We start from the raw sequence: 10,966 nt of genomic DNA on the forward strand, positions 1-10,966 counted from the left end.
CTCCGGCACCCACCCGGCGCCCGCCGGGGCCTGCGCCGAACTCCGGGCGGCCGGAGGTGACTTCGACGCGCTGTCCGGCGGATCCGAAGGACTGTGCACCAAGCAGTACGACCCCGTGACCGTCACGGTCGACGGCGTCTGGCAGGGCCGGCGTGTCGCCCATGAGCGCACCTTCGCCAACGAGTGCCTGCTGAACTCCTCCGAGAGCGTCCTGTTCTCCTTCTGACCACCCTCCTCTCCTTCGGAGGGTGAGGGACCGGGATCGCGCGGTCGACGTGGGCGTCGACCGAGGGCTCGCGGATGGGGAGCGCGAGCCCGCCCACGGAAGACCACGCGATTCCCGCACCGGGGGCCGGCCGGACAGAGTGGGGCTGTCGGCCGGCCCCCGGATCACTCCGACGCGATGGTCCAGCGCCCCACCTCGCGGTAGCCGGAGTCGTACACGGCCGAGCCGTCCCCGGGGCCCAGGTCGTAGTGGTGCAGATTGCCGCCCCAGTAGCGCAGGATCCGGCTCAGTTCCTGGACCGTGGTGCCCTCGTTCCAGTCCACTCCGTCCAGCTCGACCTCGAGAACGAACTTCACGTACGCGCCTCCCTCTCCGGATGGTCCCGGCGCCTCCCGGCACCCCTTCAATCGTTTCATTGAAGTCCCTTTTGAGGGTTCCGATCGCTTCGGCGGAGTTCGCAGTGATGTGAGCGGCGCACGACGGGCCGTCAACTCCCGGTCTTGTCAGGAGTGTTGACCCCGCTCTGAAAACGTTTTAACTTCCCCTCACCCGACACCCCGAGGTGAGGAGGCTCCGTGGCCGCGTTGCTGCGGGAGCGCGCTGGTAGCACGTCGGCGACCCCTTCCCGTCCCGGCCCGACCCGTGCGCGTACGAAGCGAAAAGGTTTTCACGGACGCAGGAGGCAGACGCTGTTCCTGCTCATGCTCCCCGGGCTCGTGTACTTCCTCGTGTTCCACTACGGAGCACTGGCCGGCAACGTCATCGCCTTCAAGGACTACGTGCCGTTCGACGGCATCTGGGGCAGCCCCTGGGTGGGCCTCGGAAACTTCCAGCGGATGTTCGAGGACGGCGCGTTCTGGGACGCGACCCTCAACACCCTCTGGATCGCGCTCCTCCAGATCGTCTTCTACTTCCCCGTCCCGCTCGCCCTCGCCCTGCTGCTGCACACCCTCACCTGGAGCACGGTCCGCCGCTTCGTGCAGTCGGTGGCGTATCTGCCGCACTTCATCTCATGGGTGATCGTCGTCGCGCTGTTCCAGCAGGTCCTCGGCGACACGGGCCTGGTGAACGGCTACCTCGGCGACGCGGGCCTGAGCACCGTCGACATCATCGGCAACCCCGACGCCTTCCAGCCGCTCGTCGTCGCCCAGGTGATCTGGAAGGACGCGGGCTGGGGCACGATCATCTTCCTCGCCGCCCTCTCCCAGGTCGACGAGCAGCAGTACGAGGCCGCCGCCCTCGACGGCGCCGGACCCTGGCGGCGCTTCTGGCACGTGACCCTGCCCGCGATCCGCCCGGTCGTCGTCCTGCTGCTCATCATGCGGCTCGGCGACATCCTCTCCGTCGGCTTCGAGCAGATGCTGCTCCAGCGCGACGCGGTCGGCCCGGAGACCGCCGAGATCATCGACACCTTCGTCTACTACCAGGGCATCGTCGGCGGCGACTACGGATTCGCCGCCGCCGCGGGCCTGTTCAAGGGCGTGGTCGGCGCCCTGCTCGTCTACGCGGCCAACAAGGTCGCCCACCGCCTCGGCGAACAGGGGGTCTACAAGTGAGCGCCCATACGGAGCGACCGCGCAGGCCCGGCTGGATGGAGAAGCCGAAGCCCGTCACCCAGGCGGCCAAGATCCTCGCACTCGCCGCCGTCGTCCTCCTGGTCTGCGTGCCGTTCCTGGTCATCCTGTCCACCTCGCTCGCCTCCCAGCGGGAGGTCATCGCGAACGGCGGCTGGGTCCTGTGGCCGACGGACCCGACCCTCAAGGCGTACGAGGACATCCTCGACGGCGGCATCGTCACCCACGCCCTCGGCGTCAGCGCGGGCGTGACCGTGATCGGCACCCTGCTCAGCCTCGCCTGCACGGTCACCCTCGCCTACGCCCTGTCCCGCCCCGGCGTCTTCGGCGGCAGACCCGTCCTGCTCCTGGTCCTCTTCACCTTCCTCTTCCCGCCCGGCATGATCCCGAGCTTCCTGCTGGTCAAGGAGCTCGGACTGCTCGACTCGTACGCCTCGCTGGTGCTGCCCGTCCTCGTCAACGTCTTCAACCTGGTCGTCCTGCGCGGCTTCTTCCAGGGCATCCCGGAGGAGCTGTACGAGGCGGCCCGGCTGGACGGGGCGGGGGACTGGCGGGTGCTGTGGTCGGTGGTCCTGCCGCTGTCCAAGGCGGCGCTCGCGGTCGTCGGGCTCTTCTACGCGGTGGCGTACTGGAACTCCTGGTTCTACGCCTCCCTCTACCTGGAGAGCGACCACTGGCCGCTCCAACAGGTGCTGCGCACCTATGTCGTGGCCGGCTCCGGGATCACCGACACCACCACCGGCGAGGCCACCGTCAACGCGCCGCAGACCGTCCAGATGGCCGTCCTGGTGATCGCCACCGTGCCGATCCTGCTGGTCTATCCCTTCCTCCAGAAGTACTTCACCAAAGGCGTGCTCACCGGCGCCATCAAGAGCTGACTACTCGTCAAGAGCCGCTACGAAAGGTCGCCCATGTCCTCCCTGTCCCGGCGCACCCTGCTGCGCTCGATCGCAGTCGGCACAGCCACGCTCGCCGCCCCCGGCACCCTCACCGCCTGCTCCTCCGGCTCGGACGACGGCGACGTCTCCAACGCGGGCAAGAAGCTGGCCCCCTGGCCCTCCTACGTCCCGTTCTCCGGACCGAAGCCCGACCTCGCGCCCACCGACGCGGGCGTCCAGGCCGGCTACACCTCGTACCCGTCCGACCTGGTGACGGCGGTCAAGGACACACCAGGCGACGGGTCCACGATCAAGGTCATGTCGGTGTCCTTCGGCGTACCGCCCAAGCCCGCGTCGGCCAACAGGTTCTGGGCGGCCGTCGAGAAGGCGCTCGGCGTGAAGATCGAGTACACGATCATCTCGCAGACCGACTACCAGAAGAAGATGGGCACCGTGATGGCCGGCGACGCCGGTGACCTGCCCGACATCATCAACATCTTCTCCGGGTTCGTCCTGCCCCGCGAGGCCCAGTTCGTCCAGCGCCGCGCCGAGGACCTCACCCCGTTCCTGTCCGGCGACGCGGTCAAGGCGTATCCGAACCTGGCCAACATCCCCGTCCATGCCTGGCAGGACATGGGCCGCGTCGGCGGCCGGATCTACGGAATCCCGCTGGAACGCCCGCTGCCCGGCTCCACCCTCTGGGTCAACCAGGGCTTCTTCACCGGCGCGGGCATGAAGGAGGGCTGGACCTCCCAGGACTTCGCCGCCGTCGCCAAGAAGGGAACGGGCGGCAGGAAGTACGCCCTCGGCGCCGCCACCGGATCCGTCTTCGGCAACGGCTACCACTCCGCCGCGCACAACGCACCGCAGGGCTGGGCCGTGGACCAGGACGGCACCTTCCGCGCCAACTTCACCGACGAGCGCTACAAGGCCGCCGTCGCCTACCAGGCCCGGCTGCGCAAGGACGGCTCCTACCACCCCGACGCCACCTCGCTCTCCCAGCCGGATCTGACCACCCTCTGGCTGAACGGGACCGTCGGCTCCATGCAGGACGGCTTCGGCGCGTACCTGCCCAAGTTCCTCGACTCCAAGGGGCTGCTCACCCCGGCCCCGGCGCTCCCGTACGGCGTCGGAGGCGAGCCGGGCGGTATCGTCGCGGCCCGCCGCTCCTTCGGCTACACCATTCTGAAGAAGGCGAAGAAGGAACGCGTCGAACTGCTGCTGCGCATCCTCGACTACCTCGCCGCGCCCTTCGGATCGAAGGAGTGGGAACTCGTCCACTACGGCGTCGAGGGCACCCACTTCACCCGCGCCGAGGACGGCTCGCCCGAGGCCAACGAGCTGGGCAAGGTCGAGAACAACACCAACCTCCCGCTGAAGTACCTCGCCGAGGGCCCGCAGGTGCTCTTCGTGCCGGGCATGCCCGACGCCGTGCGCGCCCTGCACGCCTGGCAGCAGAAGACCGTCCCGCACGCGATCCGCAACGCCTCCTACGGCCTGCAGTCCCGCACGTACACGGCCCAGGGCACCACCCTGAAGGCCCTGATGGACGACACCGCGACGGGCATCATCGCGGGCCGCGTCCCGCTCTCGGAGTACGACGCGGCCGTGAAGAAGTGGCGGGACCGCGGCGGCGACAGAATGGCCGAGGAATTCGCCGAGGACCACGCGGCCAACAGCTGACGTGCGGCGACGGACGGCCGGAGGGAGACGCGGGGGATGGGAAGCGACATGGCGTCGAAGGGACGGGTCACGATCCGCGAGGTCGCCGAGCGGGCGGGTGTGTCCGTGGCCACCGTCTCGCGCGTGCTCAGCGGCAACTACCCGGTCCCGCCCGCGACGAGGGCGCGGGTGCTGCGCGCGGCCCGCGATCTCGACTACGTCGCCAACGCGCACGCCCGGGCCCTGGTCGGCGGCGGCCGCAAGATGGTCGCCGTCGTGCTGCGCCAGGTCACCAGCCCCTTCTACGCCCAGGTCGCCGAGGGCGTCGAGGCGGAGGCCGCCGCCCGCGGCTGGCTCTGCCTGGTCGGCACCACCGGCGGCGACCCCGCGCGCGAGCTGGAGTTCGTCCAGCTGATGCGGGAGGAGGGCGCCCGGCTGGTGATCCTCGTCGGCGGGGTCGTCGAGGACGACGCCTACCGCGAGCGCGTCGCCCACTACGCTCAGGCCCTCGACGCCGCCGGAGCCCGGCTCGTACTGTGCGGACGGCCCGCGCCGGACCCCGGCATCCCCGCCCTCGTCGTGGAGTTCGACAACGAGGCCGGTGCCCGCGCCATCACCGCCCATCTGCTCTCGGCGGGCCACCGCCGCATCGTCTTCCTCGGCGGACTGCCCGGCAACACCGCCCTCGACGCCCGGGTCGCCGGCTACCGGGCCGCGCTCGCCGAGCACGGGCTGCCGGCGGAGGCCGCCCAAGTCGTCGACTGCGGACTCGGCCGGGCGGCGGGCCACCGCGCCATGACCGAACTCCTCAAGAACACAAGGGAGTTCACAGCGGTGGTGGCCGGGGACGACATGGTCGCGGCCGGAGCCCTGCGCGCCATCACCGACGCGGGGCTGCGCGTGCCGCACGACCTCTCCGTCGTCGGCTACAACGACATCCCGCTCGCCGAGGACTTCAACCCGCCGCTCACCACGGTCCGCACCCCCGCCGAGGAACTGGGCCGCGCCGCCGTCCGCATCGCCCTGCGCGACCCCGACCACACCGCGGGCACGCACCATCTGCTCGGCACCCACATCGTCGTACGCGACAGCGTCCAGCCACCCCCGACCGACGGAGGGCCCACCCCCGCATGACCGCGCCGCATGTGTCGCTCACCGGCCTGCCGCCCCTCGACCGCACCCGCTCACCCGTCACCGGCTGGACCCGCGCCCACTGGGAGGCGACGGCCGACCGCCTCCTCGAAGGCCTCCTGCCGTACGCGTCACCGGGATTCGCCCAGTACCGGCTGCCCGGCCGCGCGAGCCACTCCGGCCCCTGGTCCGACGGTCTGGAGGGCTACGCCCGCTCCTTCCTGCTCGCCGCCTTCCGCATCGCGGGCTCCCGTGGGCGGGTCGGCCCGGAACTGATCGAGCGGTACGCGGCCGGGCTCGCCGCCGGGACGGATCCGTACGGCGCCGAGCGCTGGCCGCCCATCACGGACCGCGCCCAGCCCATGGTGGAGGCCGCCTCCCTCGCGATCGCCCTGCACGAGTCCCGCCCCTGGCTGTGGGACCACCTCGACGACGGCGTGCGCGGGCGGGTCGCCGACTGGCTGGGCGGTTTCGTCGGCGCGAGAGCGAACGACTCCAACTGGCGCCTCTTCCAGGTCATCACCGAGGAGTTCCTCGCCTCCGTCGGCGCCCCGCACCACCGAGCCGAGATCGACGCGGGGCTCGCCCGCCTGGAGGACTGGTACCGGGGCGGCGGCTGGTACACCGACGGCGACGGCCGCAAGTTCGACTACTACAACGCCTGGGCCCTGCACCTGTACCCGGTCCTGTGGGCGCGCATCGCGGGCCCGCGCGCCGACGCCGCCCAGGTGGAGCGGTACCGCGCCCGGCTGCGCGAGTTCCTCACCGCGCACCAGCACTTCTTCGGCTCCGACGGCGCACCCGTCCACCAGGGCCGCTCGCTCACCTACCGCTTCGCGGCCACGGCCCCGCTCTGGGTGGGGGCCCTGGCCGACGCCACCCCGCTGCCGCCCGGCCGCACCCGCCGCCTCGCCTCCGGCGCCCTCAGGCACTTCGCGGACCACGGAGTGCCCGACGAACACGGCCTGCTGAGCCTGGGCTGGTACCGCCCGTTCCTCCCGGTCACCCAGCGGTACTCGGGTCCGGCCTCCCCGTACTGGGCGAGCAAGGCGTTCCTCGGACTGCTGCTGCCCGCCGGCCACCCCGTGTGGACGGCGCCCGAGGAACCGGGCCCGGTCGACACCGCCGACACCTGTCTGGCGCTGCCCGCCCCGGGCTGGCTGCTGCACTCCACGGCCGCCGACGGGATCGTACGGCTCGTCAACCACGGCACCGACCGGCTGCCGCCACCCCCGTCCCCCAAGCTCCCAACTCCTCCCAGGGGGGACTCCCCTGCGCGGGGAGGTGCCCCCACGCCCGAGGACAACCCGCACTACACACGGTTCGCCTACGCGAGCGCCGCGGCCCCCGACACCGCGGGTGAGGCGATCGACAACCACATCGCCCTGGTCGCCACCGACGGGACCGCCTCCCGCCGCGGGCGCATCCACCCCCTCGGTGTGACGGGCCACCGGGCGGCCTCCTGGCACATCGCCTCGCTGGCGGGGGAGGAGCACCGGATCGAGACCGTCAGTGTCGTGCGCGGCCCCTGGGAGGTGCGGGTGCACCGGGTCGGGGGACCGTACGGAGCGGTCGTACGGGAAGGCGGATGGGCCCTGGCCGACGACACCCGCCCTCCCGAGGCGGCGACGGGCCCGGGCTGGGCGTGGGCGCGGCGGACGGACGGGCTCGCGAGCACCGTGGTGGCCCTGCACGGCTGGGACACGGAGGCTGAGGGGACGGTCTCCCAGGCGCAGGAGGCCAACGCGTACGGAACGTACTCGGCGACTCCCTCTCTTCTGCTGCCCGTTCACCCGGGAGGCGTGCACGTGCTGGTCACCCTGGTGGTGCTCGGCGCCGATCCGGAGGGAGCCCGCCGGGCGAGCGCGAGGGTCACGGCGGAGGGTGCGGTGCTGATCCGTTTTCCGGACGGCGCGGAGGAGGAAGTTCCGCAGGCGGCTCCGCCAGCGGGGGGAAACGACTGAGCAGGCCGGCGGCGCGCAGCAGGGTACGCATGCAGGGCTGGTCGGAGACGATCCGCAGCCGGCCACCGCGTGCCCGCGCCCTGCTCTCGGCCCGGCAGAGCACACGCAGCCCCGAGCAGTCGAAGAACGTCACCCCGCGCAGATCGACCAGGACATCGGGTTCCGGCGCGGCGGTGGCCGTGTCCAGGTGCTCGTCCACGAAGCCCGCGGTCGCCATGTCGATCTCGCCCGAGACCTCGACGACGGTGTACGAGCCCGCCCGCCTGCTGTGGGCGTAGGGGTTCGCCGGTGCGGGCCCCGACGCGGCAGCCGTACCCTCGGGCGGGTCGGCGGCGCGGTCGTGGGTTTCCGGTGGCATCTCGGCTCCACCTCGGGACGGTAGGGCACATTCGATCTCGGTAGCTACCCAGGCCGTAGAGCCACCATCCCTGCCGTGCCGCCCGCGAGATTTAGTTCACTCGACAAGGTGAAATTCGATCCGAACTGTTGACTTTTGCGGGGAGGTGTCGATCCAAGGCGCCCTGGCCAAGCGGATATTGACCCCATAGAGTCGTCGCTGTGCTGCCCCAGCCCCCGGCCGCATGGATCCGAACGCACGGCGAGAAACACAAGGAAGCAGGGGGTTGGCACTGGTGTCCCCGGTTCGTACGCCCGTCGAGGGACCGTCACTGCTGACCGAGTGCGGGCTGATGGTCCCCGCGCTGGAGATGGAGTTCGCCGCCCACTTCGCGCGCGCCGACGGCGAGCCCGCGGCGGAGGCGGCCGTGACCGCGGTGACACGGGTGATCGACGCCCCCGGATCCTTCCTCGAACCGATACGCGAGGCCGGGCGTGCCGTGACCCGGGAACTGCTGAAGCGCACGACGGCCGGCCTCTGCCGCGTCGTGCTCAGCGCAGACGAGTCGGGCATCACGCTCGCGGCCACCGATGACACCATGATCGCCCTGGATGCCGCACCTCACGCCGGCATACGGAAACAGCCCCTCCTCGCCGTGATCGACGACCTCCGCGTCCACCACGGCCCGGACGGGCACCGGTGGGTCGTGTGGCAGGGTGCGTGGGCGGCTGGGACCGGTTCTAACGGCCAGGATCGGTAGCCGGAGCGGTGCGGCGGTGACTGGTGTCGCACCACGGGTAACGGCGGCTGCGGCGGCAGGTGCACAAGGCCACACGGAAGCGGTCCGACGAGACGACCGTCCCGTCCTCCAGCTCGACCTCGACCGGGCCCTCGACGAGCAGCGGACCCCGGCGCCGTACGGTGATCCGGGTCGGATCGTCAGTGCGGTCGTTCGGCACGGATGACCACCAGCTCTTCCTTCTCGTCGGTACGGGACAGCAGTCCCTGGGCCCGCAGCCAGGTCTGCCGGGCGCGCAGCACCGGACCGAAGGCGATCCAGCGGCGCTCCACCACCGCGGCCTTCAGTCCGGCCTCTCGCAGGCGGCCCACCGTGCTGTGCGGACCGCTCAGCACGGAGTGCACCATCAGCAGAACGCCGCCGGGGGCCAGCAGCGCGGGGGCGTCCCGGCAGATCCGGTCCAGCACCATCCGGCCGTCCCGGCCCGCGTCCCAGGCCCGCGCGGTACCCCGCGGCTCCCGCTCGGCGGCCGGAGCCGGTACGTACGGTGGGTTGGTCAGGATGAGGTCGAAGGACTCTCCCGCGACCGGCCGGAACAGGTTCCCTCGCAGGACACGGACGCGACGCCCGGCCAACCAGGTGTTCAGCCGGGTCGTGCACACGGCCCGCCGTGACACGTCCACGGCGGTGACCCGGGTGCCCCGGCGGGCGGCCGCCAGGGCCAGGGCACCCGACCCCGTCCCGACGTCGAGCACCCGGGCACCCCTGCGCAGCGGTTCGGCGGCCAGCGCGTCGGTGAGCAGCGCGGTGTCGTCCTGTGGGGCGTAGACCCCGGGGAAAACCAGAGGATTCACGTGAAACAAGTACCCGTATTATCCCGAAATAGCATGGTCGGCGACCGAGAGGCCGACGTCGGGCGTCGCCTCGCGAAGCGCCGACCGTCCGGCCCGCCACCGCGCGAGGAGGTACGCGGCGAACCGGTCCTCCAGATACCCGGTCACGTCGACACCGAAGACCACGTCGTCCGCCAGGTCCGGCTCCTGCGCCAGCAGCCCGCCGATCACGTCGTGCCGTACGACCTGTTCGTGCACCGCGTCCGCCTCGACGTGCTCGTCGTAGAAGAACTCGGCGGCAGGGCCCGCGCCGGTGCGCCGCATCGCCTCCGCGAGCCTCCGCGAGCCCGGTGACGAGGTGATCTCGACCGCCGCGAAGTGCCCGACCAGGGCCCCGCGCAGTCGCCGGTGCAGCCCGAGCAGGGACATCAGGTTCACTATCGCCAGCATCTGCGGGGAGCTCGCGTCCAGGTAGTGGCCGTACGAGGGGTTCAGCCCCAGGTCGTCCATGAGATCGGCGAAGAGCCGCGCGTGGACGCGTTCCTCCCGGCCGCCGCCGTACTCGTCGTACTCCACCGCCGCCATCCCCGCCTTGGCCCGCCCCCACAGCCGCGGCAGCACCCAGGCGTGGGGGTCCGCCTCCTTGAGGTGGTACAGCGACCGCTGGGCCGCGTACTCACGCACCTGCCACAACCGGCCCTCGTCCCGCAGATACCGGCTGACACCCGTGCCGCCCGAGGGCTCCACCAGCAGCTCCTCCACGGCGTCCGTGACGGTCTCGTGCACGGGGGTGTCCGCACGCAGGGCGTCCAGGAAACGGGCTTCCAGCACCTTGCGCGTCCCAAGGAGCGCCGGGTCCCACTCGCGGTCCGGGTCGACTCCGGCGAAGCCGCGGTAGTGCAGTTCGTAGCACAGGTACAGGGCCAGCTGGAGGTCGTCGCCGTACGGGTCCGTGGCGTGGACGTCCGCGTCGCGGGGGAGGGGGCTGCCCGCATCCCGCAGATACGCCCCGACCGCCGCGGACAGCGGCCCCCGGCTCTCCGGCAGCCCCGGTCCTTCATGGTCGGCTGTCATGGGGCGCGGGTACCCTGCGCGCCCCATGACTACCCGTCTGCCGGGTTCTGCCGGGTCTGTCGGCGGCCGCCCGCGGGTTGGTCGTGGCTGGTCGCGCGGTTCCTCGCGCCCCTTGGAAGCCTGGGCGTGTCCCGGCGTGGCCGAACCGCGAGCGGCCAGGCCACGACAGTGCCAAGGCGACCCTGGGCCTCGGCCCGAGCCACGACGGTGCCGCGGCGGAGGCCCGGGCTCCGCCACGACGGTGCCGCGGCGGAGCCCGGGCCTCAGTCGTGGCGCGACTGCTCCTGTGCCCGGCGATTGGGTGTGATCGCCTCACCCGCCTCGCCGCGGCGACGGCGCTGCTCGTCCGTCTCCTCGACGTGCGTCTCGGCCTCCTCCACCTCACGGAGTACCTGCTCCGACGCGGTCTCCGGCTGCTTCTTCGGGTGACGTTCCCGACGTTCCCGGGACATGAGGGCTCCTTTCTCTCGTCAGCGTGCGGGCGTCTCTCCCGTCAGCGTGCGGGCGTCGCGATCCGCAAAGGCACCGCACCACCCGACCCACCACCC

13 protein-coding genes are annotated in these 10,966 nt (G+C 71.6%); 7 read left to right on the forward strand and 6 right to left on the reverse strand.

The window, feature by feature from the left end:
• On the forward strand, positions 1–226 hold a 226-nt coding region (locus FNH04_RS31750), incomplete at its 5' end, for an SSI family serine proteinase inhibitor (RefSeq protein ID WP_265580812.1).
• Between the two features lie 164 nt (positions 227–390).
• Here FNH04_RS31750 and FNH04_RS31755 read toward each other — a convergent pair.
• Positions 391–582 (reverse strand): hypothetical protein, encoded by a 192-nt coding sequence (locus tag FNH04_RS31755; RefSeq protein WP_152789261.1) that lies wholly within the window; start codon positions 580–582, stop codon positions 391–393.
• Positions 583–927: 345 nt separating this feature from the next.
• Between FNH04_RS31755 and FNH04_RS31760 the strand changes: the two genes are divergently transcribed.
• From FNH04_RS31760 to FNH04_RS31780, 5 genes are read left to right on the forward strand one after another with little or no spacing between them, the layout of a single operon-like run.
• Positions 928–1,782: an ABC transporter permease gene (locus FNH04_RS31760; protein ID WP_152789263.1), complete on the forward strand. Its 855-nt coding sequence runs from the start codon at positions 928–930 to the stop codon at positions 1,780–1,782.
• A 35-nt stretch (positions 1,783–1,817) separates the two neighbouring features.
• A complete protein-coding gene (locus FNH04_RS31765; RefSeq protein ID WP_152789280.1) occupies positions 1,818–2,678 on the forward strand; it encodes a carbohydrate ABC transporter permease in 861 nt (286 codons plus the stop codon).
• Between the two features lie 33 nt (positions 2,679–2,711).
• Positions 2,712–4,361: a type 2 periplasmic-binding domain-containing protein gene (locus FNH04_RS31770; RefSeq protein WP_152789265.1), complete on the forward strand. Its 1,650-nt coding sequence runs from the start codon at positions 2,712–2,714 to the stop codon at positions 4,359–4,361.
• A gap of 48 nt (positions 4,362–4,409) precedes the next feature.
• Positions 4,410–5,474 (forward strand): LacI family DNA-binding transcriptional regulator, encoded by a 1,065-nt coding sequence (locus FNH04_RS31775; RefSeq protein WP_228031726.1) that lies wholly within the window; start codon positions 4,410–4,412, stop codon positions 5,472–5,474.
• Positions 5,471–7,435 carry a DUF2264 domain-containing protein gene (locus tag FNH04_RS31780; protein WP_152789269.1) on the forward strand — a complete coding sequence of 655 codons (1,965 nt, stop codon included), beginning with the start codon at positions 5,471–5,473 and terminating at the stop codon, positions 7,433–7,435. The genes FNH04_RS31775 and FNH04_RS31780 overlap by 4 nt, the downstream gene beginning before the upstream one ends.
• Here FNH04_RS31780 and FNH04_RS31785 read toward each other — a convergent pair.
• Entirely contained in the window at positions 7,344–7,793 is a 450-nt protein-coding gene (locus FNH04_RS31785) for an STAS domain-containing protein (RefSeq protein WP_152789271.1), read from the reverse strand. The two genes, FNH04_RS31780 and FNH04_RS31785, sit on opposite strands and share 92 nt — an antisense overlap.
• Before the next feature lie 265 nt (positions 7,794–8,058).
• Here FNH04_RS31785 and FNH04_RS31790 point away from each other — a divergent pair, with 265 nt between their 5' ends.
• Positions 8,059–8,532, forward strand: coding sequence for a hypothetical protein (locus FNH04_RS31790; RefSeq protein WP_152789272.1), 474 nt, complete (start codon positions 8,059–8,061; stop codon positions 8,530–8,532).
• On the opposite strand, the gene FNH04_RS31795 is transcribed toward FNH04_RS31790, so the two are convergent.
• From FNH04_RS31795 to FNH04_RS31810, 4 genes are all read right to left on the reverse strand, one after another.
• Positions 8,513–8,731 carry a CDGSH iron-sulfur domain-containing protein gene (locus FNH04_RS31795; protein ID WP_322724403.1) on the reverse strand — a complete coding sequence of 73 codons (219 nt, stop codon included), beginning with the start codon at positions 8,729–8,731 and terminating at the stop codon, positions 8,513–8,515. The two genes, FNH04_RS31790 and FNH04_RS31795, sit on opposite strands and share 20 nt — an antisense overlap.
• On the reverse strand, positions 8,712–9,365 hold the full coding sequence (locus tag FNH04_RS31800; protein ID WP_322724404.1) for a HemK2/MTQ2 family protein methyltransferase: 654 nt from the start codon (positions 9,363–9,365) through the stop codon (positions 8,712–8,714). Before FNH04_RS31800 ends, FNH04_RS31795 begins: the two co-directional genes overlap by 20 nt.
• 18 nt (positions 9,366–9,383) lie before the next feature.
• Positions 9,384–10,418 (reverse strand): iron-containing redox enzyme family protein, encoded by a 1,035-nt coding sequence (locus FNH04_RS31805; RefSeq protein WP_152789276.1) that lies wholly within the window; start codon positions 10,416–10,418, stop codon positions 9,384–9,386.
• A 263-nt stretch (positions 10,419–10,681) separates the two neighbouring features.
• The gene (locus tag FNH04_RS31810) at positions 10,682–10,870 is read right to left on the reverse strand and encodes a hypothetical protein (RefSeq protein WP_152789278.1); all 189 of its coding nucleotides are present in this window, start codon (positions 10,868–10,870) and stop codon (positions 10,682–10,684) included.
• Positions 10,871–10,966 lie beyond the last annotated feature (96 nt).

It is taken from the genome of Streptomyces phyllanthi, from assembly GCF_009377205.1.
Taxonomy (GTDB): Bacteria; Actinomycetota; Actinomycetes; order Streptomycetales; family Streptomycetaceae; genus Streptomyces; species Streptomyces phyllanthi.